We start from the raw sequence: 26391 nt of genomic DNA on the forward strand, positions 1-26391 counted from the left end.
AGATGTACGATGCGTACGGCGGTTAGCAACCGGCTGTTCAACGGAGTCAATACGGCGCTTGTCATCGTATTTTCTCTCTTGTGCCTGGCTCCTTTTCTACATGTGCTGGCCGTATCTTTAAGCTCCAACAATCCGATCCTGTCGGGGAAGGTGCTGCTCTGGCCGGTAGACGTCAGCTTCGAAGCGTTCAAGCGCGTGCTGTCCGACCCCGGCATGCTTCGTTCGCTGGCGTTCACGGCGATGCTCACGGCGATCTATACCGCTTTATGCATGATCATGACGACGATCGCCGCCTATCCGTTGACGAAGTCCGGCCTGCCGGGGAGAAAAGCGGTCATGCTGCTGATCGTGTTCACGATGTTTTTCAGCGGCGGCATCATCCCGGAATATATTTTGATCAAAGAGCTTGGCCTTACCAATACGATCTGGTCTCTTATACTGCCAAGCCTGATTAATCCTTTCAATATGGTCATTATGATCAGCTTCTTCGAATCGCTCCCGAGAAGTCTAGAGGAAGCGGCGGAAATCGACGGGTGCAGCCATTTCGGCATTATGATCCGCATTCTGCTGCCGCTCTCGATGCCGGTCATCGCCGCGTTAAGCCTGTTTTATGCCGTCGGCCGGTGGAACGGCTTTATGGACAGCTTGTTTTATATTACCGATCCCGATATGTATCCGCTGCAGCTTAAGCTGTATCAGCTTGTCATGAACAATATGGCGAACGACATTATGCAGATGGAAGGATTTCGGATGGTGGAACTGCTCCCCGAAAGCTTAAAAGCGGCAAGCATCGTCTTCTCCACTTTGCCGATATTGCTAGTTTATCCTTGGCTGCAGCGCTATTTTGTTTCCGGCATTATGCTTGGCGCCGTCAAAGAATAATTCATTTCAAGAGAAGGAGATGAAAGATCTATGTTTCCATACGGTAAAAAAATGATCGCTGCGATCGCATGCGCCTTGACGTTTGCTTCCTTCGCGCCGTTCCAATCCGCTCACGCGGCCGGAATGTCCGCTTCCGATCAAGCTGCGCTGGCCGGCTACTGGTCGCCCGTGCTTTATCAGGACGTCGGCGCCAACCCGGAAGCCGATATCCCCGTACCGGTCAATTTTGACGGCGACTGGTCCGCGCTCAACAGCTGGGACAACATCGGCAATTATGCCAAAGGCAGCAGCCTTCCGCTGAATCCAAGCGTTTATTGGTCCCTTGTCGAAACGGAAACCCATTACTACATTAGTTACGATTTCTTCTATGCAGCGCACGATCCAAAAGGATCGCTTGGCGACCATGAGAACGACATGGAAGGCATAATGCTTACGATCCGTAAAGCGGGAACGGAGAAAGAAGACGGTACGACCGTCACGAACCCGAACGGAGAGATCGAGCTTGTCCTTATGCCCCGCCACGCCAAGCTGGGCATGTATGCGCCGGCAAGCGGGGCCAGCTATGAGCCGGGACTCGATACCGTCTATTACGACGACACCTTTACGGTGGAGAACCATGCGACCGGCAAGCACATACCCGTGTACAGCGCGCAAAACGATGAATATTACACGGAATCGGAAGGCGATTTCGGGCACGCCCTTAAGCCATACAACGGCGGCGGCGCAAAAGGCGATACCGGTTATGTGTTCCAATGGGGCGGCGCAGGTTCGGCTGCCGGCAATATGAATGCCTCCGACAATTGGGAGGCCAAGCTGGGCGACTTTGACGACAGCAAGCGCATGAACTATCAGCTCATACCGCTGGAGACGTCGTTATGGCCGCTCCGCAACGACTTTACGCTTAACCTGTGGAGCAGCTACGGAACGTTCCTGGGCGACGACGGGAAGGACAATGCCGCCAATACGCCATGGGGCTGGAGCTTCGAAGGCTACCGCGATTTGGGTTCCGGACGGATGCTTTACGATCCGGCAGGCTTTGTGGATGCGCTGTTTGACGGTCTGGGGCAATTCTCGACCGTCTACCTGACCAACCCTTATAGCGGATAAAAGATACGGCCTACGAGCCGAATATGGATTTCGTACATTGGCAAGCTGCTTCAGGTTAAAAGCAAAAAAGGCGGCCGCCCGGATATGCCGGCGGCCGCCTTCCGTTCTTGAATCATTCCCTTAACCTCAAGCTTCCCCTCAAAGTCCGGCCAGCTCCCGGATCTCGTCCTGCGTCAGCGCTTTGTTGTAAATATATACCTCGTCCAAGCTGCCATTCAGATAAGGGTCCGCCGCATAGCGGCTTTTGCCGAGGTAGGCTTCCGTGGACGCCAGCTGGTTCGGGTTGAAGGTCATTTTATTGTTCGCCGCTACAAGCTCGCCGTTAACGTAAAGCTTGCCGGTATCGCCTTCGATCGTAACGGCGACGTGAGTCCATTCGTTTTGCGGCAGCGGGCCGGTTCCGAACAGGCTTTGATCGACGCCGTCGTGAATCGTAAACTGCAGCGAGCCGGAGGACGGCGTCAGAAACATGTTTTGGCCGAGGCTGCTGCCGAAGTCGAATATCCGCTGCCAAGCGCCTCCGCCTTCCCAATACACCCACGAGGCAAACGTAAAGTCTTCGGCATCGGCTACGAGGCCGGGCAGCTCCACGTAACCGTCCGTGCCGTCGAATTGCAGGGTTGCGCCTTGCTTGCCGTCCGGCTGCAGCGCAGCTCCTCCCTCTAGAACGCCATCGAGCCCATTGTCGCTCGAATCGACGATAACGCCGTCTGCGGCATCCTCAAAACCGTAATGCGCAAGCGTCGGCCCCTCCAGTTCGGCCAACACCGTCACATCAAACGATTTCCGGTCTTCGGCTTTGCCTTTGCGGATCGTCGCGGTAAGCGTCACTTCAGCATTGGCTTCACCCGCCGAAGGCCGCGTTACGACGCCCGAAGCGGAGACGACCGCTTCGTCCGAGGAGCTCCATTCGATGACGGTGCCCTGCGTCCCTTCCCCGGGAAGCTCGAGATTCCGGAAGACGGCGGACGTATCGCCCAGATCAAGATCTTCTTTAACGGCGGCTACCGCATCTTGGTCCTTCAGCTCCTCCGTTTGGCTTCCCCAGACGGCGACGCCGCTTGAAGACAATGCGGTAAACGTCACGACGGCTGCCTCGGCGGAAGAGTCCCACTCGCGGGCGAACACGCCTTTATAAGTTTCCCCGTCCAATTGAAGCTCTGCCGCTCCGTCCTTGTCCAAGCTCCATGTGCCTTGAACGGCGCCGGATACCGTTCCGTCCTTGTTCAGCTGGACGGCGACCGGCGTTTGAACGGCCGGCGTTATGCCCTTGCCATGGTCGATGAGCTTGTAGGTGCCGGACGCTTCGCTCGCGGTCACTTTTTTCACGTTATCCAGTCCCGCATAGCGGTAAGGCGCAACGACAGGCCAGCCGTCCTCGTTCATATACATTTCGTGAACGCGGATTTCATGCTCTTCTCCTCTTCCCGGGAACCGGGTATGGAAAATAAGATAATGATTGCCGGTTTCTTCATCGTAATAAGCGGAGTTATGACCCGGCGACACATAGCCGAGTCCGGCGCCTTCGCCCGGATCCCCGACGGCTCTCGTCCATTGGTAGTTGCCCATCAGCTTCACGCCGTACGGCTCGATCGATTTGTCGTCGAAGAGCGGCAGCGTTGGATCGGCTTTTACGTTGATCATGTCGTTCCCTTCCGCGTCGACGTACGGGCCGTCCGGATTGGCGGAGCGGGCCACGCGGATGTTGTAGCCGCCTGCGGCGTCCAGCCCCCCAAACGATAAGAACAGATAATAATAGTCGGTTTCGGGACTGTACAGGATGTACGGACCTTCGATCCGGCTATGGTTGCCGCCCGTGAGCTTTTTGCCGTAGCCTTGGCCGGGAACGATTTTGCCGGTGTCCGGGTCCATTTTCAAAATAAAGATGCCGCCGGAATAGGAGCCGTACACCATCCAAAGCTGGCCCTCCTGATCGTAAAACACGTCCGGGTCTACGACGTTCGGATGCACCGTCGCGTCGTAGATCGTGCCGTCTTCGCTTGGTTCCCCCCACATGCCGGATTTCAGCAGGATGCCAAGATCCTTGTAAGGGCCTTCAATATCGTCCGCGACCGCGACGCCCAGCGCCGATCTCGGCGAATCCCCTTTACAAGCGTTATAGTACATATAATACCGGCCGTCGTTCAGCTGAATGACGTCTGCCGCCCACAGCGTGCCGGACTGCGCCCAATCAAGCGTCTCCTTCAGCTCTTCCGTTACGTTCGGAATGAGCTTGTTGCCGTCCGCGACCCCGGAGGCGACCATCGTCCAGTTCATCAGGTCGGCCGACTTTGCCGCGGCGAGATGGGAACCGAACACGTAATATTCGCCGCTTACTTTAATGACGGAAGGATCGTGCACGGAGCCCTCCCGGAATACGGGGACGGGATCCGCTTTCTTTGCTTGCCCGCCTGCGGCTTGTCCGTCCGCGGCCGCCGCCGCGCTGCCGAGCGAACCGTTCAGCATGGTGAAGGCGGTCGCGACGAACGCGGCCTTTCGAGTTGCTTTCCACAGCTTGCGCAATGCTTTTCCTCTCCTTTTTTTGAATGGTTGTTCACAAGTAAAACGCTTACAAAGGATATTAGTTAATATAAATATTAATTATTAACTAATAATTAAATTTTAGCATGAAATCGTTTCCGCGATCAACAGGCGTCGGGGCGCCGGCCGGCAAATGAGCATTTTGGCTTACAAGAGACGGGACCCGGGAATCACGCGCCGCTTCCCCTCAATCGAAGTTTCCTCCACCTTCTGAACCGCCGGAATGCGCGCTCCCTTTCTGCCGTACGGCTCGTTTCGTGTTTAAATTTCGCGAACAAGGTCATGATGGCCGGTCTGATGTCATATCTTTTTAAAACCATGGGTATTGGAGGGGAAGAGCATGTCTGTATTGCGAATCGACGGAACGTCTCCCGAATGCGTGGAACAGGTGATACGGCAACTGGAGGATATCGGAAATATTCGCCGTTTCTCCGTATTTTCACAAGACATCCCTCAACGCTACTCGGATGTACCGGGCTTTTATATAACCGAAGACGGAGAACGGTATGAGAACAACTCGAGTTACCGTCTCATCCTGGAATGCGCGGAATCCGAGCGCGCGGTTTGGATCGAGCAGGCGGCATCCGGGGACGAAGAAACGGAGACGAACGGGACGGTCGAGATTTTGCAGATTTTAGGGGTGCGAATGGATTATAGCCGTATTGCGGCCGAAAGGACGATCCTGAACGAAAACGCGCAGGTCGAGCATAATCTCAATTTTATTATTCGGCAGAAGCAAACCGATGACGGGCCCGACGATTTAAGCAACGAGAAGCTGATGAAAGTGATGATGAAGTTCGATCGGCCGTACGACAAATGGAAAACGAAGGAGATGCTGCGAATGTTCGGCCGCATCGAGCCTCTCCGCGGTCTCGGCGGCGAAGAAGCGGAAATCTATTACTTCCGGACGCCGTTTGACACGAAGCAGGAATTGCCCCATTGCGCCACCAACAATGTTCTGACCTTGCACAAGCGATTGGAAGGCGCGGACGTGGAAACGATCCATAAGCTGGTGCAGCAAATCGCCGAGGAGCACCGTGCGGAAATCACGACAAGAATCTATGAAAAAACGCCTCAATGAAAATGGATGGGCCCATCCCCAAGCGCCAAAGACGGCTTTCGGGTGGGCCCTATTTATTGGATTCCGGCCGGATTCGGCTAAAGTCGAGCCGTCCCGTCAGGACGACGGCTCCCTCTACTTCCCGGCTTGAGCCTGCTTGTGCCGCGGCTCGGCTACGCGCGTAAAGCTGCGGCGGCCGTCGACGCTGACCGGCGCCTCGCCGTCGATCGTCACGCGGCGGACGACTCTGTGCTGATCGCCGTAATCGTTGATCGCGTAATGCTGCGTCGCCCGATTATCCCAGATGACGACGTCGCCCGCCGACCAGCGCCAGCGGACCGTATTTTCGAGCCGGGTAACGTGCCGCTGCAGCAGCGCCAGCAGCTCGGCGGAATCGGCCGAGGAGAGGCCGATGATTTTTTTGGCGAAGTGGCCCAATATAAGCGAACGCTCGCCGGTTTCCGGGTGGACGTGGACAAGCGGATGCTCCGTTTCGTAGTAGGTGGATACGAATACGTCTTTATGATGCCGCGCCGAAGCTTCGGATACCGTCTCGCGATGGGCGGCGTAGTCGTACTCGTTGGAATGGACCGCCCACAGATGGTCGACGAGATTGCGCAGCGAATACGGCAGCTTCTCGTAGGCCGCTGCCGTATTCGCCCATACGGTGTCGCCGCCGTACTCCGGAACGACTACCGCGCGGAGAATCGAAGCTTGCGGGTACGCCGCTACGAACGTGACGTCGGTATGCCACGAATCCGCCCTCCCGCCGTGCGCGGAGTTCAGCTCCAGCAAGTATGAGGTGCCGTCCTTGATCGGTACCGTCGGATGGGCCACCGGGCGGCCGAACAACCCCGCCAGCGCCTCCTGCCCCGCATCGTCCAGATGCTGCTGGCCGCGGAAGAACAGCACCTTGTGCTTGAGCAGCTCCTTTCGCAGTACAGCCGCCGTCTCCGGATCCAGATCCGCGCTTAAGCGGACGCCTTTCACCTCGGCTCCGATGCGTCCGGCGACCCGGCTTACTTCCAATTGTACGGCTTGATTGCTTTGAACGGTTGACATGGTCATTCCTCCTTAACGTTTTGCGGAGCGTTGCTCCTTGAATTTTCTTCGCAGCAAAATCGTGCTTCGGAAGCATTCGCTTCGTTTTGCGGAGCGTTGCTCCTTGAATTTTCTTCGCAGCAAAATCGTGCTTTTATCAATCATATCCGAGGCCCGCGCGACAAATTTAAACGATAACCGGGGCCGGATGTTGATCCTTCCTTTAGCCTGCAAGCCCGTTAGCGGGCGGCCGGCGCTGCGGAGGCAAACGAATTGGCCGGGCGCCGCAGGCCGAAATGCCCGCGAAGCGTCGCGCCTTCGTATTCGGTGCGGAACAGCCCGCGCCGCTGCAGCTCCGGAATGACCTTGGCCGCAAACGCGTCCAGTCCTTCCGGCAAAACAGGCGGCATGACGTTGAAGCCGTCGCTTCCGCCGTTCGTGAACCATTCCTCCAGCTGATCGGCCACTTGAACGGCCGTTCCGGCGAACGTGCGATGTCCGCGGGCGCCGGCCAGCCGGTGAATGAGCTGACGGATCGTCAGATTCTCCCGCCGCGCCAAGCCGGACACGAGCTCGAACCGGCTTTTGTTGCCGTTGATGCCGCGAATGTCGGGCAATTCGGGCAGCGGGCCGTCAAGCGGATACGAAGACAAGTCGACCCCGAGCATGTTTTTCAGCTGCTGCAGACCGTAAGCGGGAACGGTCAGCTCGTTCAGCTCCTGCTCTTTCTCTTTCGCTTCCGATTCGGTTTCGCCGATAACGGCGCATATGCCCGGCAGAATGAGCAGCTCTTCCGGCTCCCGGCCGAAGGCTGCGAGCCTCGACTTCAGATCGGCGTAAAACCGCTGCGCATCCTCGAGCGTCTGCTGCGCGGTAAACACCGCCTCCGCGTGTTGGGCCGCAAACGCCTTGCCGGCCTCCGAGGAACCGGCCTGCACGAGTACCGGATAACCTTGCGGCGGTCTCGGGATATTCAGCGGTCCCTGGACGCTGAACGTTTCGCCCCGGTGGGCGAGCACATGCACTTTATCCGTGTCCGCGAACACGCCGGTATCCCTGTCGAGAACGACGGCGCCATCCTCCCAGCTGTCCCAAAGACCCGTCGCGACTTTCAGAAACTCCCGCGCCCGCTCGTACCGCTTGCCGTGCTCCAGATGCGCCTCCGCTCCGAAATTGAGCGCTTCCTGCTCGCTGCCCGACGTCACGATGTTCCAGCCGGCCCGGCCGTTGCTGATATAATCGAGCGAAGCGAACTTGCGCGCCACATGGAACGGCTCGTTGTACGTCGTCGAGACGGTGGCGATCAGCCCGATCCGTTCGGTGACGGCGGCAAGCGCAGACAGCAGCGTAAACGGCTCCAGCCCGTACGATCCGCCGTGCTTTATGTTCCGGCCGACCGCAAGGCCGTCCGCCAGAAAGATCGAATCGAATTTGGCCTTCTCCGCGGTTTGAGCCAATTGCGCATAGTAGCGGATATCGTGTATCCGCTCCGGCTGCGTGCCGGGGTAACGCCAAGCCGCTTCGTGGTGCCCCGCGTTTAGCAGAAATAAATTCAGCTTCATTTGCCGCTTTGCTTTGCCCATCTTCTTCACGCCTTTCTTCCGCTTGTTTTTGTCTTGGTTTCGCAGCTCCGAGAGAAGCTGCATTCATTCGCCGTAAGCCTGCTTCCACCTCGTCAGCTTCCGCTCGATAAAAACGAGCGTATAGTTCACGGCCAAACCGATAGCCGAAATGGTAATAATGCCCGCGTACATCTCCGGAATCAGAAAGCTGAACTGCGCGTACTGAATCAAGTAACCGACGCCCGATTTGGCCCCGACCATCTCGGCCGCCACCAGAACGAGGATGGAACTGGCGCCGGCTTGCCGGACGCCGACGAAGATCGTCGGAATGGAGGCGGGAACGATCACCTTGCGGAACAGCCTGACCGGGGACAACCCCATGGATCGGGCGGATTTGACAAGCAGCGGATCGACGTTGCGGACCCCGCTGATCGTATTCAGCAGCAGAGGGAAGGTGCAGGCGTAAAATACGATGGCGATTTTCGACGTTTCCCCCAGCCCGAGCAGCAGAATGAACACCGGCAGGATGGCAAGCGCGGCCGTGTTGCGAAGCAGCTCCAGGAGCGGGTTTAAATATTGGGCAACCGGCTTATACCAGCCGATCGCAAGCCCAAGCGGCACGCTGACGAGCAGCGCCAGCGCAAGGCCCCCCGCCGACCGCAGCAGGCTTGCCTCCAGATGGTCGGCCATATCCCCCGACAGCAGCAATCCCCACCATGCCCGAAGCACCTCGCTAAAAGGCGGGAAAAACGTCCCGTCGACAATGCCGAGCCTCGGCGCCGTTTCCCAAACGAGCAGGAAAACGGCGATGGCGACGGAATTGCGGTACGCCGCGCGCAGCCGGGACCACGATGATTTCAACGCCTTCGGCTTGCCGTTTCGCGCGGTACGCCCGTGGACGGCGGCGTCCCCGGCATAGGCGTTCGGATTGCCATTAACGGCCGAATTCGCTTTAACGTTTACGTTCGCATTCGCGTTAGCCACCGGCGGCCACCCCTTTCTCCGCATCGCGTTCCTCGCCCGCTTCCGGGCGGTGCGCATGAGCGCTTTTGTCCTGTTCCAATTGCTGCGCTCTTGAAACCTCGTCCTTCAGCAGCTCCCAGATTTGATGGCGAAGCCGCGAAAAATCGGGGCTCGAACGCAAATCCTCCTCCGAAGAGCGGGCCTGAAAAGGAACTTCGATCACTTCCTTGATCGTGCCCGGACGGGAGGTCATCACCGCCACCCGTTGTCCGAGAACAACCGCTTCGTCGATGCCGTGCGTAATGAACACGATCGTCTTGCGCGTCGCCTCCCATATCCGCAGCAGCTCCCCCTGCAAAATTTCGCGCGTCTGCGCGTCCAGCGCGGCGAACGGTTCGTCCATGAGCAGCACCTCGGGATCGTAAGCGAGGCTTCGCGCGATGGCGACGCGCTGCTTCATGCCGCCGGACAGCTCGTGCGGATAGCGGTCCTCGAAGCCTTGCAGCCCGACGAGCCGGATGAATTCCCGGGCGCGCTCCCTCCGCTCCCGCTTTCCGGCGCCTTTGGCTTCCAGCCCGAACTCGACATTGCCAAGCGCCGTCTTCCAGGGGAATAAGGCGTATTGCTGGAACACGATGCCCCGATCCAGACCGGGTCCGGCGACCGGTTTCCCGTCGATCCGGATTTCGCCGCCATCCGGCCTCGACAAGCCGGACAGCAGATCCAGCAGCGTCGATTTGCCGCAGCCGCTTGGCCCGACGATGACCATAAACTCGCCCTGTCGGACATCCAGATTAAAATTTTGCAGCGCGGGCAGCCTTTCCGAATGTTTGCGGAACGATTTGTGCACATGCCGAATGCTGATTTTGGCCGTCATCGCTTAACCTCCTTACGGCTTCGCATCGGAAGCGAACGGGTTGAACTCGTTGGTGTACAGCTTTTTGCCGTCAAGCTCGCCGATCTTGAGCGTTCCTTCGTTTACAAGCCAATCGACCCACGTTTGAAATTCCTTCTCGGCGATGAGCCCGCCTGTGCCGGCGATGCCCGTGCTCTTCCAGTACTTGACATTGGACGCGTCCTCCTTGCGTCCGCGCTTCTCGATAATCGCCTCGTATCTGGCGATAACCTCCTCGCGCGGCGTCGTCCGCGCCCATTCGATCGCTTTGGCCGTCGCTTCGACGAATTTGCGCGTCGCGTTCGGATTGTTCTTTATAAACTCGTTCGTCAGCACGTAAGATCCGGCGCTGAACGTCCCGAACAAGTCCTTGTCGGTAAACAGCGGACGGATGCCGCCGCGCTCGAGCGCTTTGTCCCGCAGCACGCCTCCGAGCGCGGCGGCGTCGATCTGCTTCGCCCGGAGCGTCTGCTCGCCGGTCACCGGCGGAACGACGACAAGGGTAACCTGCTTGATTTCCTCCGGCGTCAGGCCTTCCCGGTGCAGATATTCTTTGATGACGAATTCGTGATGGGCGCCAAGCGTATTAACGGCGATCCGTTTGCCGATCAAGTCCTTTGCGGTGCGAATGCCGCTGTCCTCCAGCACGTAATACCCCGTCCACGTGTTGTCGTCGATGCCGTAATACGAAATGACGGGCGTAATTTGGGCCTTGGCTGCAAGCAGCTTCACGATCGCCCCGTTGAACGCGCCGCCGAAGTCGGTATCCCCGGTTACGACGGACTGAATGTCTTGCGGACCGCTGATCGTATTGCCGATAAACTTCAGCTTCAGCGGCGCCAAATATCCGAGATCCTCGGCCAACTCCGGATAAGTAACCGCGCCGACCGAACCTTGATAGCGCAGCTCGGCGACCTCCAGCCCGCCAAGCTCGGCGGCGCCGGCCGCCGAAGTCCCTTTGCCGCCGCAGCCGGACAGCGGCAGCAGCGCCGCGAGCAATAACGATACGGCCGCTGCGGCCAGTCGTTTGCTGTGATCCATCGTCTATCCCTCCGTCCTCCAAAAATAAAAAAGACGCTCTATCCAAACGATAGCCGTCTTCTCCGGTAGTCCGGTCGTTATTCCATATTTACCAATCCAATTACTAGGATTTGGTGAACATCTTACATGCGCCGCGCATCTTCCGTCAATAGTGCTTTAGACCTTCCATTCGTCCGACAAATCGCGACAATGCCGTGAAAGGCCGCAGCTCACGAAGAAAGACAATAAGCGGCCGCCGCAGACCGCTCGTTGTCTCTATGATCAACCTTTCAACGACCCCGCGAGCGCGCCTGAAATAAAATAACGCTGCAAAAAAACGAACAACGCGATCATCGGCAGCGAGACGATCGCCACCCCCGTAAGCAGCATCGGGTAATCGGTGACGTATTCTCCCCTGAATTGCAGCAAGGCCAACGGCAGCGTTAGCTTCCGATTGCCGGAAACGAGCAGCATCGGAAACAGCAGATCGTTCCAGACGATCACGAACAGAAAAGCCGACGTCGCGGCCACATACGGGGCGCATAACGGAAAGACGATTCCCGTCATTAAACGCCACTCCCCCGCCCCGTCGATCGAGCCGGCCTCGAGTATTTCCTTCGGCAGCGTCCGCATGAAATTCGCCAGCATAAACACGGACAGCGGAAGCAGCGTCGAAGCCGTTACCAGCATGAGCCCGGTCAAGCTGTTCGTCCAGCCCAGCTCCTTCACGAACCGGTAAATCGGGATCATGTTGACCTGCGACGGCACCATGAGGCCGGCTGCAAACAGCGCGTACATCCACGCTCCGGTCCGTCTTCCGGAACGAATAATCGCAAACGCGATCATACCGGCGAGCAGCAGCTCGAGCAAGACGGTGCCGACGGTGACGAAGACGCTGTTGCCGAAATAACGCAGCATGGGCTGCCCCTCGAAAATCGCCGTATAGTTATGGAAAGACAAAGCCGGCGGCAGGCCGACCGGATCCGCGTAAAACTGCGGCGTAGTCTTAAGCGAAGTGAAAACGACAAGCAGCAGCGGCGCAACGATCGCAATCGTAAAAGCGGCCAGGAACAGCCTTCCGGCAAGCCGCAGCAGCATGGGCATCCTCTCCTTTCCCCATCATGAATAAGAGGCGCGGTCCGCTCGCAGCACGCGAAACTGCAGCCATGTAATCAACGCGATAAGCAGCAGAAAAAACATGGACGCCGCGGAAGCCAAACCAAACGAGTAGTTCGTAAACGCCGTGTTATAGATAAAAGTCGACAATATCTCCGTCGAATATACGGGACCGCCGCCCGTCATCGTAAAGACAAGATCAAACGCCTTAAACGATTGAATGGTCGTATACGACACGACCACGGCAGCAGCCGGAGCGAGCAGCGGCCACGTGACCCGGAAGAAAACCTGCAGCCGCGTTCCGCCGTCCAGCTTGGCCGCTTCCAGCAGCTCGCGCGGAATGCTTTGCAGCCCCGCCACGAACAAGATGACCATCTGACCGATATGGGCCCACGACTGCACGGCCGCAAGCGAAAAAATGGCGATATGTGCGTCGCCCAGCCAATTTTGCGAAAGAACCGGCAACCCGATCCGGTCCAAGACGCCGTTAATGAGGCCGAGGGACGGATCGTACATAAACGTCCATATGAATCCGACCGACACCGACGACAGGATTGTCGGCACGAAATAAAGCGAGCGAAGCGCTGTCGACGCTTTGGAATTGCGCTGAAGCATCAGCGCCAGAACAAGCGAGGCGACCGTCTGGCAGAAGACGACCGCAAGCATGAACTTTAAGTTGTTGCCGATCGATTTGCGGAACACGATATGTTCGGTTAACGTCGCGTAGTTGTCGAGCCCGATATACCGGTAGGACGGCGATAAGCCGTCCCAGTCCGTAAACGAATAGTAAAAGCCGGACAATGTCGGATAAACGAACAAGGCGAGATAAAGGACGGTGCCGGGCGCAAAAAACAGCAGCAGAATCCGTTTTCCGTTCTTCATTTTATTTTCCCAGCTGCTGGCCGACGATCGCCTGCGCGTCCTCGGCCGCCTGCTCCGCCGACGTTCCGCCAAGCACCGCTTGGATCGAGCTCGTTACCGCCGTTTGGATTTCGGTATTCGTGATTGTGAAGCGCGGCTGGAAACGCGTTTTTTTCGTCGTCCATTCGGCGACCGCCTTCAATTCGGCGCTTGTGTACTCGACGTTTTGCACCGTTACGTTTTGCCCCGTGGCGTTGGCATATTCGCCTGCGTTTTCCGCTTCGCTCAGAAACGCGATAAATTTTTTCGCTTCCTCCGGATGCTTGGACTTGCCGTTGACGGCAAGCATAAACGTCGTCGTATGGATGCCTTCGTAGACTGCCTGGTCAGCCGGCACCGTAATCGGAGCGAGCAGCTTTTGCTCCAGATTCGGGTTATTTTTTTTGTTTTGCGCAAGCTGGTAAGAGCCCGTTGCCAGGATGGCCGCTTTCTCCTGCACGAACAAAGCGCCTGCGCCTTGATCCTTCGTTCCGAGCGCGTCTTTCTGGAAATACCCTTTATCGTTCAGCTCTTTAATTTGCGACAGCGTCTTGACCCACCATTCGTCGGTCAGCTTCGTTTCGCCGGCTTCAAGCTTCTTGAAAATGTCGGGATCGGGCGCGTTGTTCATAACCATCGTGTTCATAAACTGGCCCGGTCCGATGTCCGCCCCGGGGAAAGCGATCGGAACGATGCCTTCCTGCTTCAGCTTCTCCGCCATGGCAAGGAAACCGTCCCAGTCGGCAGGCGGCTCCAGACCGTATTTCTCGAACAGCTTAACGTTATAAATCGGCATGTTGTAGACGAGCTGGTACGGCAGCGCATACTGCTTGCCCTCTTTTTGCCCCGCTTCGATCAAGGAAGGCGTATAGCTCGATACAAACGCCTCTCCGGTCAAATCCGTAAACAAGCCGGCTTTGGCGATCGCTTCGAATTGAGCGCCCGGAAACGATGTGAACACGTCGCCGACCGAGCCGTCCAGCAGCTTCGCTTGAACGGTCGTCTGATATTGATCCGACGGAAACACCTGCTGCTCCACTTTAATGCCCGGATTTTCCGCTTCGAATTTCGCGATGAGCGAGTCGAACGCTTGAGCGTCCTCTCCGCGCCAATGCACGAAGCTGACCGTTACGGCGTCTGCGCTTCCGCCCGAAGCCGGGGAACCGCCGGTTTCATTCGATCCGCAGGCGGCAATCGCCGAGATCATAAACGCTGCTATAAGCACAAGAAACGTATGTCGCTTCATAATCGTTCACTTCCCATCTTTTTCGTATTATTACGGGCGAGCGGCTTCCCGCTCCGCCAGCTTGCGGCGAAGCAGCGGCATTAACAGCCGTCCCGAGATCTGAGCTTCTTCCAAATGCGGATATCCCGATAAAATAAACGTGCTGACCCCGGCGTCTACGAATTCAAGCAGCCGGTCCGAAATTTGCTCCGGCGTTCCGACGAAAGCGACGCCGCCTCCGCCGCGAACGGCGGTAAGTCCCGACCACAGGTTCGGTCCGATCATGTAATTTTCCTTCTGGGACCGGCTCCACAGCTCCATCTGGCGCTTCTGGTTCACCGCGTCGCTCTCCGCGTGCAGCTTGGCCCTTTCGTCCAGCGTCTCCCGGTCGACCCGGCTTATAATCCGCCAAGCGGCGGCCCAGGCTTCTTCTTCCGTTTCGCGGACGACGATCTGCGCCCGAATGCCGTATTTCAGCTCGCGGCGGATGCCTTTCGTTTCATCCAGCTCCTTCAAGTAGCCCTTCATGCCCGCAATCTGCTCCTTGATCCAGTCCAGCGGCTCCGTCCACATCAGGTATACGTCGGCGATTTCCGCTGCCGTCCGCTTGCCGGCTTCGGAGCTGCCTCCGAAATAAAGCGGCGGATGCGGACGCTGGACGACCGGCGGCTTGCACATTCCGCCCTCCAGCTCGTAATAGCTGCCGCTATAGTCGAATCCGGGCTGCGACGGGTCATGCGATTGCGCCCACACGCCTTTGACGATTTCCATAAACTCCTTCGTCCGGGCGTAGCGGTCGTCATGGCTGTTATGAAGCTTGTCTCCGGTCGCCTTCAAATCCTCTTTATAATGACCGGCGACGACATTGATCAGCACCCGTCCTCCCGACATTTGATCCAGCGTGGCCGCCATTCTGGCCGACAGCACCGGATTCATCAGGCCGGGCCGCATGGCGACGAGCGTTTTCAGTTTGTTCGTATGGGAAGCCACCCACGAGCCGACCACCCAGGAATCAAGACAATCGCCCCCGGTCGGGATAAGCGCAAATTCGTAACCCGCTTCCTCCGCGGCTCTAGCAACCTTGATCAAATAATCGTCCGTCGGTTTCCGCTCAGGCGGAACGCCGATAAATTCGCCGTCCCCCGTCGTCGGGATAAACCAGCCGATCTGCACGCTTGAATCGAATTGACTCATAATCAAGTTCCTTCCTTGCCGGGCGGCATTCGCCCTTATTTTTCTGCGGCGATGAGCGCTCATCGCCGTTTGATATTGTCCGGCCGAATAATTCCTACAAAACTGGTATGAATAATGCCTATTGGAATCATAGCAACGACGTCAAATGCAAGCAATGTCAATTTGCGTGGAACGTTTTTTAGCATTTTGTGGTATTCCATAATCCATCGCTCTATGATATAGTTTTCCTAGCGGAAAGGTTGTATTTAAGGCGTTCAAAGGGGGGTCAACAGCTATGCGCCCGAACATGAGAGAAGAGCATAACGAATTTCTGGAGATCTACTTCTTGAATCCTTCATCCTTCGAAATGGCCGGGGCGGCGTGGCCGATCCGGGTCGGCCATAACGCGGCCAAGCCCCATTACCGCATCGGTCCGCGCATAACGCCGTATTATTACCTGATGTTCGTGCTGGACGGCGAAGGAACGTTTATCCAGCATAACCGCACCTACCCGCTCCGGCGTCACGATATGTTCTGCTTATTCCCGCAAGTGACGCATGAATATTATACGAACCCCGAAAAGCCGCTAAAAAAACTGTTTGTCGCGTTTGACGGCAAAGGCGCGCTCAAGCTGCTGGAGCGCGCGGGGCTAAGCGCAAGACAGCCCCATAGGCCGGGCGTATTGACCGAGGAAGCTATTGGCCTTTTGTGGTCGCTGACGGAGCTGATCGGCAAAGGGGAAACGAATTATACCGATTTGGAGCGGTTAAGCGCCTTTTATCGCATATTCGATTGCTTGTCTCATCTCGCGTCGGAAGCGGATCACGCCGAAGCGCATTCGGCCTCTTGGCTGCACAGAGGCAAGGAAATATTATCCATTCATTATAACGACGGCATCGCCATCGAGCAGGTTGCGCAATACGTCGGGGTCGACCGCACCCATTTCAGCAAGCAATTCCGCAAGACGTTCGGCTTGTCGCCCGTTCAATATATTCAAAGTCTCAAAATGAAAGAAGCAAAGCTGCTCCTGCTGCAAACGGATTATAAAATAAGCGAAATCGCCCAGTCTGTCGGTTACCCCGACGTGTTCTCGTTTTCCAGAGCTTTCAAGAAGCTTGCCGGAATGTCTCCGAACCGCTATCGACAAGGATTGGCGGACGGAACGGTTGCGCCCCCGACCGTAACGGACGATCTTGCCTCGCATCGATAGCGCTGTCCGCAGCAAAAAGCCGCGGAGCGCCATGCCCCGTGGACAAACGTTTCCTTATTCATCGCAGCTTATCCGTGTTAAATATCGACTGTTTCATGGCGGCTTCCGGCAACATACCCGGATAGATGGCGACAGCCCGTTATTCCTTTACGCTGCCGACGTTTAAACCGACAACGAAATATTTCTGGAGAAACGGATAGACGAGAAGAATCGGGACCGACGCGACGATCGTCACCGCAGCCCGAATGGATAGCGGCGTCACCATCTCGGCGGCCGAATCTTTCGTCATGCCCGCTCCCGCCGCCACGCTCGGATTGCTGTTGGAATTCATGCTCGAGGACAGCAGCTTCATCAGTTCGTATTGCAACGTGCTCAGCTCCTGCTTCGACGATGTATAAAGGAAGGCGTCGAACCAAGAGTTCCACGCTCCGACGGCGACGAACAAAGCGATCGTAGCGAGCACCGGCTTGCATAGCGGAAAGATGATTTGAAGAAAAATTTTAAAGTCCCCCGCCCCGTCCATCCGTGCCGATTCGACCAGGCTTTCCGAAAGCGATCCGATGTAGGTCCGAATGACGATCATATTAAAGGCGCTGATCATGGAAGGGATGACGTACACCCAGAAGCTGTTCAGCAGATGCAAATCTTTGATGAGGAAATAACCCGGGATAAGCCCCGCGTTAAAATACATCGTTAAAATAAAGATAAGCGTAATCGGCTTGCGGAACACATATTCGCGGCGGCTTAACGTATAAGCCAGCATCGTCGTCAAAAAGACGTTCAGCACGGTCGACAGCACGGTCCTCGCCACCGAAATGAGGAAAGCGTCATAGATCGTTCCCGAAACGAACACCGCTTTGTAATTTTGCAGCGTCCATTCTCTCGGCAGCAAATAAATGCCGCCGCGAATCGTGTCGTTGCCCGCATTCAGCGATACGGCGATCGTGTTCAGAAACGGATACAGCGTCACGACGAGCAAACAAATCATAAATATCGTGTTCAGCGTGTGAAACACGGCCGGTTCGGCCCTGCCGCTTGAGATGCCTCCCCGCATACCCGGCCGGATTTGGCTTTTGTCCATCTATAACAACCTCTCTTCCCCAAGCCGCTTTGCGGTCCAGTTCGCGATCAGCAGCATCGCGACGCTGACGACCGTTTTGAAAATGCCGCCCGCGGTCGCAAGCGAATAGTTGCCCTGCGAGATGCCGTATTTCAGTACGAAAATGTCGATCGTCTCCGACCAGTCGACGACCAGCCCGTTGCCAAGCAAATATTGCACCTCAAAGCCCGCTTCCAAAATATGGCCGATCGACATGATAAGCAAAATGACAATGGTGGACTTGATGCCGGGCAGCGTAACATGGAGCATCTTCCGGTAACGGCTTGCCCCGTCGATTTCGGCCGCTTCGTAAAGCGCAGGATCGATAGAGGCGATGGCCGCCAAATAAATGATCGTATTCCAGCCGACCTCTTTCCACACATGGGAAGCGCCGACGATTCCCCAGAAATATTCGCCTTTGCTAAGCCACAGAATCGGTTCGTCGATCAAATGCAGCTTCAGCAATATATCGTTAACGATGCCGTCGGAAGCAAGCGACGTAGCCACAATGCCCGTTACGATAACCCAAGACAGGAAATGGGGCAAATACGAAATGGTTTGAACCGTTCTTTTCCAAACGACCTTCTTGATTTCATTCAGCAAGAGCGCCAGCACAATGGCCGTAACAAAGCCCAGCACCAGGTTGACGAGGCTCATGCCAAGCGTATTCCGGAGCACCCTAAGGAAATTGTCGTCGGTAAACAAAAACTTGAAATGCTTAAAGCCTACCCACGTCTGCTCGCCGAAGCTCCGCGCCGGCTTATAGTCCTGAAACGCCATCGACCAGCCCCAAACGGGCACGTAGGCGAACAAAATAATATAAAGCATAAGCGGAACCGACATAAAAATAAGCTGCTTTTGCCCCTTTATGACGTTCCATGTTACAAGACGCTTTGTTTTCGAAGCCGTCAAGGCGGCTTTCGTTTCCGGTATCGTTTCTTCCATACAAACGCTCTCCCTATATTCGGAAAGAGGAAGGCTGCCCCTCCTCTTCCCAATCTCATATCACTTGCTCCAGTTTTCGATCCGCCATCGGATCTGCTCGTTGATTTTGTCTTCGTACGCTTTTACGTTAACTTTGCCGATCTCGGCCGTGTATTCCGACCAGACCTTGTCGAACTCGCCGGGTTTGGCGAGAATCGCCTGCGGCAAATATTTGGTGGACAATTCGTTAAGCCTCGTATTGGCGATTTTCGCCTCCGAGCCTTCCACCAGATCGATCGTCCATGCCGGATAATAAACCTCGTTTTCCGGCGGCTCGCTGAAGAAGTCGACGTAGCTGGTATACCCGTAGGCGTCCAGTATTTTTTTGTCGTACGGATCGAGACCCGCCTGATATTCCTCCGGCTGGGCGGAAGCGTCCGTCGAATTGCCGTCGCTGAAGCTGCCTTCGATCTTGGGCAAGTATCCGTATAAGGTGTCGGCTTTGTTGGCGAGCTTCCAGGTGTTGTCGTTGAATTTGTCTCGCTGCTCCTGCGTCTTCATAAAGCGGCCGTCCTTCACGATATAATCCTCGCCCTCGACGCCCCATGTGAACAGCTTCTGCCAATCTTCTTGAATCAGCGTATCGAGCAGCTTGATGATTTTGACCGGGTCTTTCGCGTTGACGCTGATGCCGAAGCCGTTGTTCAAATTAAGCGGAGCGCGGTCCCGGTAATGATCCTTGATGCTCGTATCGTAGACGAGAGGAAGGCCGACGTAGGTCCGCTCCAGCTTTTTCTGCGTCAGCAGCGCGTTTTCCGCGTTTTGGAAATTCCAATGCTGGTCGAACATGCCAAGCACCGTGCCGCTGGAAAGTTTGGCCAAGTATTGATCGTAGTTCTGGACGAACGTCTCTTTGTCGATAAGCCCCTTTTGATTCATTTCGTTCAACTTTTGGTAATACCGCTTCGCGTAGTCCTTGTCCGCGAAAATTTCCGCCACGCCGTCCTTCACGACGACGCCGCCGTCGTTCGGGTGGCCGATCAGATGCTGCGGCGCGTTAAACAATCCCCAGTTCCGCCAGTCGTAGTTCAATATTTCGAATCCGATCGTCGGACTGCCGTCGATGGTCGGATATTTCTCCTTGTATTTGGCGATTAAGTCGAAATATTCGTCCAGCGTATTCACTTTCGGATAACCGAACTCCTCGAGCACCGCCTTTTGAATCCAGAAGGCCGGCCCGGCGTAATAGGTGCTGTTCAGCTTGCCGTTAAAAACGCCGTAGTTCGGCAAAATGTAAATATGTCCGTCGTTCGGATCTTTCATCATGTTCCAATACTTCTCGTAATGCTTTTTCAGGTTAGGCGCATGTTCCTCGATCAAATCTTCCAGAGGAATATAAGCGCCGGCCGCGGTCAGCTTCGTGCTGCCGGTCATCAAATCCGGATAATCCGATCCGGCGATCATGACCCCCAGCTTCTGGTTCAAGTCCCCGGCGAGAAACTCGAAATTGAAGCTTGCGCCAAGCTCGTCCTTGATCTTTTTGTAAATTTTGTTGTCCGGCGTCGGCTGCTGCCCGGCCGCTCCGATAAAGACGCTGATTTCAAACGGTTCAACCTTGTTCGGGTCGCCGCCGGCCGTTGCGGTCGCTCCGGCGTTGCCCCCGTTATCGGATTGCGCGCCGCCGCTGCAGCCCGACAGCACAACGGTCAACGCCAATAACGCCGTCAGACCGAACCGCAGCAAAGCGGTTGTCGTCTTGCCCCCCATATCTTCCACCTCCATCGTTTTTTTCGCAGGCTTTCTGTAAGCCCTTACAAATCTATTGTAAAAGCGCTTCTCGTCCCGAACTATGACCGAATTAAAGCTTTAATCCCGAAAAACTTTAGAAGATGACCCTCTAAATTCGTTAGGCGGCATTCCGATCCTTTTGACGAACTGCTTTAGGAACAACCCGTAGTTTCCGTAACCGACATGCTCGGCGATTTCGCCGGTTCTCAGCTTCGTTTCGCGAAGCAGGCGGACCGCTTCGTTTATCCGCAAATTATGAATCTGCTCGTGAAAACCGATTCCGTTTTTTCGCATCAACAGCTGCCCCATATAGACCGGGTTCAAATAAAACTTCTGCGCGAGCTGCTTGATCGTAATCGCCTCGCGGTAATGCTCCTCGATGTACCGGTTAATTTCGTTTACAATGCCGCGCGACTGAGCGGCCAGCCTCCTCCGCAGCGCGTCGATCGCATCAAGGCCGCATTCGAGCAGCCTTTCCATAAGCCGGGCCAACCCCAGCGCTTCGGCCGGCCTTCCCGCACGGCCGAACTTCTCCGGCCATTCCGCTTCGAAGACGCCGGCCTCCTCCATATATTCGCCAATCCGGCGCATCGTATGGACGGCGACTTTCGCGACGACTTCCGGAGCGGCATACGCTTCAAGGAAGGCCTGCTTCGCTTTCCCGACCGCTTGATCGAAACCGGTCCGGTCCATCCATTCGACCGCTTGCAGCATCTCCTTCACGAAACGCGTGTAATCGTGCCGATAGTCGAACGGCCTATGGCGGACGTTCTCATACTCGATCCATTGTCCGCACTCATCCGCGTAAAAGGCGTGTCGGAGCGCCTCCTTTGCCGCACGGTAGCTTTCGCCGATCCGGAGCAGAGACAGTACCGCCGTACCGACGGATATGGATGCGCCGCGCTCGGCATACCGCCCCATCCGCTTGCCGACATCGTGACCGCGGACGTCCCCATCCAAGCCCGCTTTCATTCCGTAGACGACGGCCAAATGATCTTCCAAGTCGATCCTATACGCCGGCGCTTCCTCGCGCGACACGGAAGCTACTTCCTCTCTCAGCTCGAGCAATACGGGGCCTTCGGCCCGGCACACGATAACGTTCCAATGATGCGAGCTTCCGGATAACCGTTCCAAACGCCGCCGTTCCTCGCCGCTAACCGGTCTTTCCGCCAGCAGTCCCTTCAACAGCGCAGCCGACTCCTCGTATTCGACGAGCCGCCCGATTCTGCGTCTTTCTTTCTGTTCCGCCAACTCGCGGTAAAGGTCTTGGAGTTCCCGTTCCGCCTCATCGGGAATAACCGGCTTTAATAAATAATGGTTAATGCCGTACCGCATCGCCTTTTGGGCATATTCAAATTCGCTGTACCCGCTTACAATGGCGAAGCGAACCGTTTCGCCCCCCGCCTCCCGCCGCCAGGCGGCAATCATGTCGAGCCCGTCCATCAAGGGCATTTTCACATCCGTCACGACCAAATCCGGCGACAGCTCGCGGATTTTGCGCAATCCATCCTCGCCGTTGCCGCAAGTGCCGCATATTTGAAAGCCTAGCCCTTCCCAATCGACCCATAGCAGCATCCCCTCGAGAGCGGCCGGTTCATCGTCGATCAGAAGCACCTTAAACGTCATGCTCCCTCCTCCTTGTTCATCCCGTAGTTTACCTCCAGCGGAACAGACGGCTTAAGCGGCAGCTTAAAAATGACCGTCGTACCGGCATTCTCCTCGCTGACAATATCGAAGACGACCTGATACCCGTAATAGAGCTCCAACCGCCGGTAAACGTTGCGGATGCCGATGCTTGCCCCGTCGGGATCGTCTCCCCGGACGGCTCGCATCACTTCCTTCACTTTTCCTGAGGCCATTCCTATGCCGTTATCCTCGATCGCAACCCGCAGCCAGCCGTCCGCGGACGAAGCGCTTATACGGATCGCGCCGGGCCCGTCGACGGCCTGGATGCCGTGCTTGCATGCGTTTTCGACGAGAGGCTGGATGCTCATCTTGGGCACAAGACAGCGAAGCGCCTCGTCCTCGATATGAAGCTCGTATTCAAATTTGTCCCTGAACCGGAACTTTTCGATTTTCAAATACATGTCGATAAAGTGGATTTCCTCCTGCAGCGGAACGATGTCCTCCTTCCAGTTGAGCAGCCTGCGGAGCAGCTTCGACAAGCTTTTAATGATATCCGCCACATCCAAGTATTGATTTTTGGTGCACACGACAAGCAACGCATTAAGCGTATTAAACAAAAAATGGGGATTCATCTGGCTTTGGAGAAAATTGATTTCGGCGCGAACCCGCTCGGCTTCCAAGCTTTTTTGCTTGATTTCAAGCTTGTAGACGTCGTTGATAAGCGACCGGATTTGCGTCGTCATCGCATTAAAGTTGCGGATCAACCCGCCGATTTCGTCCCGGCCTTCATCGATTCGGATCAGATCGAATTTCTCGTTGGACACCTTCTGCATATGCCGCGCAAGCCGCTTCACCCGGTAATTGTACGAACGAAGCATGATATAAATGAAGACGGCCGCGGTCAGCGTGACGGCGGCCGCAAGCGCAAGCACGGACACCCAGATGTCCTGCATCGCGCTTGAAATACGCGTCCCTTGCGGCAGCCCGATCAGCCGCCAGCCTTTTACGTATTTCGCGCTCCCGATCGCCGCCGAATAAATCTCTTCCTCCGCATAGCCGCCCGGCAGCTTGAAGAGCGGGTAATCTTCCAGCTGCTCGCCTGATTGATAGCCGCTTTGCGCCGACATAATGATCTCGCCCCGCTCGTTGACAAGGAACAAATTCAAGTAATTTTTTTCCCGAACGATAACGTCGTATATTTTGCTCGGGTCGATATCGATTCGCAGCAGCTTCTCGTACGTCTGAAACGAGTCATAATAATCCATCCGCTCGATAACGCTTATATAGGGGGTCGACAGCGTCGTATTGCTCGGATCGGCTGCACGGTAAGCCGCAACGATGACGGGATCGGACGATTGCCGCCACTGTTCGTACCAATCGCTACCGATGACGCTTCTATCGATGTAATGATAGTTTCCTCCGGAGACGATGGAAGGATTGTCCGTATAAATGCCGACTCGCAATATTTGATGGTTCACCGGAATATAACTGATTACCCGGTTGCGCAGCTGCTCGTCGAACGTACCGTAAAAGTCGGCCAGTCCTTCGTAACGGCGGTCCAGCGTTTCATACAACGTTTTATCCGTGCTTAAAGCATGGCTGACGGCAACCCCTCCTTCGATAAAGTCGTGGATATCCTTGCGCGCCCGTTCGAGAGAAATTTCCATGTTCTGCTTCTCCCTCGAGCGGACCAGATCGGCCATCCGATCCATAAACAGCATATTGATAACCAGGATCGGAAGCAGAACGCCCACGATCAAAATCATAATAAACTTATAATTCAGCGGGATGTCGTCGACCAATCTTCTAAATTTCACTGTTCTCATATGACCACCGATCCTCTGACGATTAGAGTCGCTTCGATTCCAGGCCGTTTTTATAAGCCGTCGGCAGAACGCCTGTCTGTTTCTTGAACTTAAGCACAAAGTAGTCGGCGTCCGGATAACCGACCTTAAGCGCAACCTCCCCGATCTTGAGCGGAGTGCAGGCAAGGAGCCGCTTCGCTTCCTCAATTCGTTTGTCGTTCAAATATTCGTTAAACGTTTTTCCCGTATGCTTCTTGAACAATTGACCCATATAGGCGGCATTCATATGAAACCGCTTTGCCATATCCCGAAGCTGCAGCTTGTTCCGGAACTCGAGATCGACGTAACGGATCGCTTGAAACATGACGTTCCGATCGTTTTTTGGCTTAAGAAGCCGCAGCGCCGAAGCCGTTTCGAGACATAAGCCGACGACATAGCGTTCCAGGGCGCGGTAATCCTTCATGTCGGCCAAGCTCCCGTGCTTCTCCCGCAGATTGTTCATCAATTCGTCCGGATCGCCGTTCAGTTCCGCGATTATCTTGCACAGATCCATTTCCAGATCGGCGGCGCATGACTTTGCGCCTTCAACATCCAGGCCGTGTTCAGCGCAGCATCGTATCGCGTCTGCCGCGTTATTCGATATCGGATCCGGCTCTCCTTCCTCTACCTGCGCCGTCAGAAGCTTGAACTTATGCTTAAGAACGACGCTCCGGTCCGGCTTCGGCTTGGGTGCGGTCGATTCGTCGCAGAAGACAACGCCTCCGCCGGCGTTGTCGCGATTTCGTTTAAGGGCTTCCAGCGCTTGCGCGTATAACTGCTTCATCTCGTTTAAGCCGTTGCCCCTGCCGCTTACGGCTACCAGGGCAGGCTGCCCCAAGCTCTCCGTCAAGCACGTATGGACACGGAATGCGATCTCCCGCACGTTGCGCTTATCAGCCTTGCCCAAGGCTCTTTCCTCCCCGCCGCCTGACGAGACAAGCAGCCCCGTTCTTTCCGCTCCGTCCCGAAACGGCGCGATGCCGTCTCCGCCGAATCCGGCTTCCTGCAGCAGAGTCCAAAGATCGGACCGGGAAGAAGCGGTGTCGACCATCATGCACCTTAGCTCCGCCCCCGGCGATATGCCAAGTTCCATCAACGCTTGCCTTTCCATAGCCGGTTCGCCTTCTTCCCGTATGAGACGGTTGATTAGACGCTCTGCGGCATATAACCGCTGCTTCGTCCTGCATTGCTCCGCAGCCTCCTCTTCGAGAAGCTGCTCGCCGAGTTTTGCCAACGCGGCGGTCACTTCATCGTCGTCGACCGGCTTTAGCAAATACGCGGCCGCGCGCTGCCGCATGGCCGACAAGGCGTACTGAAATTCGTCGTATCCGCTGAGCACGATAAATTTGGGAGGGTTCGGCAGCAATCGATTCGTTTGCTCAATGAGTTCCAAGCCGCCGAGCGCCGGCATACGGACGTCCGTTACGACCAGCTTCGGGCGAAGCTCCCGGATCAGCCGCAAAGCGTCCGCCCCATTGGCCGCTTCGCCGCATATCCGAAAGCCGGACCGCTCCCAATCGATCATCGATTTCAACCCTTCAAGCACCCAAGGCTCATCGTCAACCAGCAGCACGTTCCACATCGTTTACCGCTCCTCTTATTACAAAATCTGTATTGAAAGCGTATTCAGATTCTATTATACTTTAGTACGTTAACGTAGCAAGTTTTTAAGACGAGGAAGATTGGAGCTCTTTAAGCGTTCTTTTCGGGGACTTCCATCCGGATAAAGCGTCATAGACTAATGTGAAAGCAATTTCAAAAAGCGAAAGCGGGGTTTAACCGATGAATCCGGCCATGATGATAAGCAGAGTGAAGACGGAGAAAAAAGCGGTGGCGTTTACGTTCGACGACGGGCCGAATCCAATCTACACGCCCCAGCTGCTCCAAATTTTCGGGCAAACGGGCGGAAAAGCGACTTTTTTTATGCTCGGCAGTCAAATCGAAATACATCCGGAGGTTGCAAGGGCTGTTCATGCGCAAGGGCACGAAATCGGCAACCATACCTATTCCCATCCCCATCTGTCCAGGCTGAGCGGGCCGGAATGCTTGGAAGAGCTTGTCCGGACCGAGCAGCTCATCGTCGGAATAACGGGAACGAGACCGGCCGTGTTCAGGCCTCCGTATATGGATTACAACGAGCAGACGGCGGCCATAGCCCTTTCGCTTCAATACCGGGTTGCGGGGGCGGCCAACGTGGGAACCATGGACTGGGAGCAGCCGGGCGTCGACTTTATTGTCGACAAAACGAAGGAGACGTTGCGTCCGGGGAACATCCTGCTGTTTCACGACGGTTTCGGCGACCGCTCGCAAACGGTCGAAGCCGTCCGGCGGCTTGTCCTGGAGCTTACTTCGGACGGCTACAAGCTGGTTACCGTAAGCGGGCTTCTCCGCCTGGGGGAACCGGAAGCATGACGT

At 56.0% G+C, this 26391-nt stretch carries 21 protein-coding genes; 5 read left to right on the forward strand and 16 right to left on the reverse strand.

Annotated features, from left to right (window positions below):
- Positions 1–9 precede the first annotated feature (9 nt).
- Together ACFSW5_RS00090 and ACFSW5_RS00095 are read left to right on the forward strand one after the other, a co-directional pair.
- A complete protein-coding gene (locus ACFSW5_RS00090; protein WP_379268413.1) occupies positions 10–882 on the forward strand; it encodes a carbohydrate ABC transporter permease in 873 nt (290 codons plus the stop codon).
- Between the two features lie 30 nt (positions 883–912).
- Positions 913–1989 carry a hypothetical protein gene (locus tag ACFSW5_RS00095; RefSeq protein WP_379268415.1) on the forward strand — a complete coding sequence of 359 codons (1077 nt, stop codon included), beginning with the start codon at positions 913–915 and terminating at the stop codon, positions 1987–1989.
- Between the two features lie 138 nt (positions 1990–2127).
- On the opposite strand, the gene ACFSW5_RS00100 is transcribed toward ACFSW5_RS00095, so the two are convergent.
- Complete coding sequence (locus ACFSW5_RS00100) at positions 2128–4455, reverse strand: family 43 glycosylhydrolase (RefSeq protein WP_379269778.1); 2328 nt, start codon at positions 4453–4455, stop codon at positions 2128–2130.
- A 415-nt stretch (positions 4456–4870) separates the two neighbouring features.
- On the opposite strand from ACFSW5_RS00100, the gene ACFSW5_RS00105 reads away from it, so the two are divergent.
- Complete coding sequence (locus ACFSW5_RS00105) at positions 4871–5611, forward strand: hypothetical protein (protein WP_379268417.1); 741 nt, start codon at positions 4871–4873, stop codon at positions 5609–5611.
- 114 nt (positions 5612–5725) lie between these two features.
- On the opposite strand, the gene ACFSW5_RS00110 is transcribed toward ACFSW5_RS00105, so the two are convergent.
- The 9 genes from ACFSW5_RS00110 to ACFSW5_RS00150 form a co-directional block, all read right to left on the reverse strand.
- On the reverse strand, positions 5726–6652 hold the full coding sequence (locus tag ACFSW5_RS00110; protein ID WP_379268420.1) for a TauD/TfdA dioxygenase family protein: 927 nt from the start codon (positions 6650–6652) through the stop codon (positions 5726–5728).
- 218 nt (positions 6653–6870) lie between these two features.
- Positions 6871–8214 carry an LLM class flavin-dependent oxidoreductase gene (locus ACFSW5_RS00115; protein ID WP_379269780.1) on the reverse strand — a complete coding sequence of 448 codons (1344 nt, stop codon included), beginning with the start codon at positions 8212–8214 and terminating at the stop codon, positions 6871–6873.
- 63 nt (positions 8215–8277) lie between these two features.
- Complete coding sequence (locus tag ACFSW5_RS00120) at positions 8278–9054, reverse strand: ABC transporter permease (RefSeq protein WP_379269782.1); 777 nt, start codon at positions 9052–9054, stop codon at positions 8278–8280.
- Between the two features lie 115 nt (positions 9055–9169).
- On the reverse strand, positions 9170–10033 hold the full coding sequence (locus tag ACFSW5_RS00125; RefSeq protein WP_379268421.1) for an ABC transporter ATP-binding protein: 864 nt from the start codon (positions 10031–10033) through the stop codon (positions 9170–9172).
- Positions 10034–10045: 12 nt separating this feature from the next.
- The gene (locus tag ACFSW5_RS00130) at positions 10046–11092 is read right to left on the reverse strand and encodes an ABC transporter substrate-binding protein (RefSeq protein WP_379268424.1); all 1047 of its coding nucleotides are present in this window, start codon (positions 11090–11092) and stop codon (positions 10046–10048) included.
- Positions 11093–11353: 261 nt separating this feature from the next.
- A complete protein-coding gene (locus tag ACFSW5_RS00135; RefSeq protein ID WP_379268426.1) occupies positions 11354–12169 on the reverse strand; it encodes a carbohydrate ABC transporter permease in 816 nt (271 codons plus the stop codon).
- Between the two features lie 21 nt (positions 12170–12190).
- Positions 12191–13069, reverse strand: coding sequence for a carbohydrate ABC transporter permease (locus tag ACFSW5_RS00140; protein ID WP_379268428.1), 879 nt, complete (start codon positions 13067–13069; stop codon positions 12191–12193).
- Position 13070: 1 nt separating this feature from the next.
- A complete protein-coding gene (locus ACFSW5_RS00145) occupies positions 13071–14333 on the reverse strand; it encodes an ABC transporter substrate-binding protein (RefSeq protein WP_379268431.1) in 1263 nt (420 codons plus the stop codon).
- A 30-nt stretch (positions 14334–14363) separates the two neighbouring features.
- On the reverse strand, positions 14364–15506 hold the full coding sequence (locus tag ACFSW5_RS00150) for an LLM class flavin-dependent oxidoreductase (RefSeq protein ID WP_379268433.1): 1143 nt from the start codon (positions 15504–15506) through the stop codon (positions 14364–14366).
- A gap of 274 nt (positions 15507–15780) precedes the next feature.
- Between ACFSW5_RS00150 and ACFSW5_RS00155 the strand changes: the two genes are divergently transcribed.
- Positions 15781–16695: a helix-turn-helix transcriptional regulator gene (locus ACFSW5_RS00155; RefSeq protein ID WP_379268435.1), complete on the forward strand. Its 915-nt coding sequence runs from the start codon at positions 15781–15783 to the stop codon at positions 16693–16695.
- A 139-nt stretch (positions 16696–16834) separates the two neighbouring features.
- Here ACFSW5_RS00155 and ACFSW5_RS00160 read toward each other — a convergent pair whose 3' ends face one another.
- From ACFSW5_RS00160 to ACFSW5_RS00185, 6 genes are all read right to left on the reverse strand, one after another.
- The gene (locus ACFSW5_RS00160; protein ID WP_379268437.1) at positions 16835–17776 is read right to left on the reverse strand and encodes a carbohydrate ABC transporter permease; all 942 of its coding nucleotides are present in this window, start codon (positions 17774–17776) and stop codon (positions 16835–16837) included.
- A complete protein-coding gene (locus ACFSW5_RS00165; protein WP_379269784.1) occupies positions 17777–18637 on the reverse strand; it encodes an ABC transporter permease in 861 nt (286 codons plus the stop codon). It abuts the gene before it with no gap.
- Between the two features lie 162 nt (positions 18638–18799).
- The gene (locus tag ACFSW5_RS00170) at positions 18800–20485 is read right to left on the reverse strand and encodes an ABC transporter substrate-binding protein (protein ID WP_379268439.1); all 1686 of its coding nucleotides are present in this window, start codon (positions 20483–20485) and stop codon (positions 18800–18802) included.
- Positions 20486–20584: 99 nt separating this feature from the next.
- Positions 20585–22132 carry a response regulator transcription factor gene (locus ACFSW5_RS00175; RefSeq protein WP_379268441.1) on the reverse strand — a complete coding sequence of 516 codons (1548 nt, stop codon included), beginning with the start codon at positions 22130–22132 and terminating at the stop codon, positions 20585–20587.
- Positions 22129–23958 carry a sensor histidine kinase gene (locus tag ACFSW5_RS00180; RefSeq protein WP_379268443.1) on the reverse strand — a complete coding sequence of 610 codons (1830 nt, stop codon included), beginning with the start codon at positions 23956–23958 and terminating at the stop codon, positions 22129–22131. The genes ACFSW5_RS00175 and ACFSW5_RS00180 overlap by 4 nt, the downstream gene beginning before the upstream one ends.
- A gap of 22 nt (positions 23959–23980) precedes the next feature.
- Positions 23981–25558 carry a response regulator transcription factor gene (locus ACFSW5_RS00185; RefSeq protein WP_379268445.1) on the reverse strand — a complete coding sequence of 526 codons (1578 nt, stop codon included), beginning with the start codon at positions 25556–25558 and terminating at the stop codon, positions 23981–23983.
- Positions 25559–25758: 200 nt separating this feature from the next.
- Here ACFSW5_RS00185 and ACFSW5_RS00190 point away from each other — a divergent pair, with 200 nt between their 5' ends.
- Entirely contained in the window at positions 25759–26388 is a 630-nt protein-coding gene (locus ACFSW5_RS00190; RefSeq protein ID WP_379268447.1) for a polysaccharide deacetylase family protein, read from the forward strand.
- The last annotated feature ends 3 nt before the right edge of the window (positions 26389–26391 follow it).

This window comes from Paenibacillus thailandensis (genome assembly GCF_042685365.1).
Lineage (GTDB): Bacteria > Bacillota > Bacilli > Paenibacillales > Paenibacillaceae > Paenibacillus_AP > Paenibacillus_AP thailandensis.

What these genes read in the sequence shown, in the direction of transcription:
- ACFSW5_RS00090 (WP_379268413.1), top strand. Translation starts at nt 10, where the DNA reads ATGCGTACGGCGGTTAGCAACCGGCTGTTCAACGGAGTCAATACGGCG.
- ACFSW5_RS00095 (WP_379268415.1), top strand. Translation starts at nt 913, where the DNA reads ATGTTTCCATACGGTAAAAAAATGATCGCTGCGATCGCATGCGCCTTG.
- ACFSW5_RS00100 (WP_379269778.1), bottom strand. Translation starts at nt 4,455, where the DNA reads ATGCTGAACGGTTCGCTCGGCAGCGCGGCGGCGGCCGCGGACGGACAA.
- ACFSW5_RS00105 (WP_379268417.1), top strand. Translation starts at nt 4,871, where the DNA reads ATGTCTGTATTGCGAATCGACGGAACGTCTCCCGAATGCGTGGAACAG.
- ACFSW5_RS00110 (WP_379268420.1), bottom strand. Translation starts at nt 6,652, where the DNA reads ATGTCAACCGTTCAAAGCAATCAAGCCGTACAATTGGAAGTAAGCCGG.
- ACFSW5_RS00115 (WP_379269780.1), bottom strand. Translation starts at nt 8,214, where the DNA reads ATGGGCAAAGCAAAGCGGCAAATGAAGCTGAATTTATTTCTGCTAAAC.
- ACFSW5_RS00125 (WP_379268421.1), bottom strand. Translation starts at nt 10,033, where the DNA reads ATGACGGCCAAAATCAGCATTCGGCATGTGCACAAATCGTTCCGCAAA.
- ACFSW5_RS00130 (WP_379268424.1), bottom strand. Translation starts at nt 11,092, where the DNA reads ATGGATCACAGCAAACGACTGGCCGCAGCGGCCGTATCGTTATTGCTC.
- ACFSW5_RS00135 (WP_379268426.1), bottom strand. Translation starts at nt 12,169, where the DNA reads ATGCTGCTGCGGCTTGCCGGAAGGCTGTTCCTGGCCGCTTTTACGATT.
- ACFSW5_RS00140 (WP_379268428.1), bottom strand. Translation starts at nt 13,069, where the DNA reads ATGAAGAACGGAAAACGGATTCTGCTGCTGTTTTTTGCGCCCGGCACC.
- ACFSW5_RS00145 (WP_379268431.1), bottom strand. Translation starts at nt 14,333, where the DNA reads ATGAAGCGACATACGTTTCTTGTGCTTATAGCAGCGTTTATGATCTCG.
- ACFSW5_RS00150 (WP_379268433.1), bottom strand. Translation starts at nt 15,506, where the DNA reads ATGAGTCAATTCGATTCAAGCGTGCAGATCGGCTGGTTTATCCCGACG.
- ACFSW5_RS00155 (WP_379268435.1), top strand. Translation starts at nt 15,781, where the DNA reads ATGCGCCCGAACATGAGAGAAGAGCATAACGAATTTCTGGAGATCTAC.
- ACFSW5_RS00160 (WP_379268437.1), bottom strand. Translation starts at nt 17,776, where the DNA reads ATGGACAAAAGCCAAATCCGGCCGGGTATGCGGGGAGGCATCTCAAGC.
- ACFSW5_RS00165 (WP_379269784.1), bottom strand. Translation starts at nt 18,637, where the DNA reads ATGTCGGTTCCGCTTATGCTTTATATTATTTTGTTCGCCTACGTGCCC.
- ACFSW5_RS00170 (WP_379268439.1), bottom strand. Translation starts at nt 20,485, where the DNA reads ATGGGGGGCAAGACGACAACCGCTTTGCTGCGGTTCGGTCTGACGGCG.
- ACFSW5_RS00175 (WP_379268441.1), bottom strand. Translation starts at nt 22,132, where the DNA reads ATGACGTTTAAGGTGCTTCTGATCGACGATGAACCGGCCGCTCTCGAG.
- ACFSW5_RS00180 (WP_379268443.1), bottom strand. Translation starts at nt 23,958, where the DNA reads ATGAGAACAGTGAAATTTAGAAGATTGGTCGACGACATCCCGCTGAAT.
- ACFSW5_RS00185 (WP_379268445.1), bottom strand. Translation starts at nt 25,558, where the DNA reads ATGTGGAACGTGCTGCTGGTTGACGATGAGCCTTGGGTGCTTGAAGGG.
- ACFSW5_RS00190 (WP_379268447.1), top strand. Translation starts at nt 25,759, where the DNA reads ATGAATCCGGCCATGATGATAAGCAGAGTGAAGACGGAGAAAAAAGCG.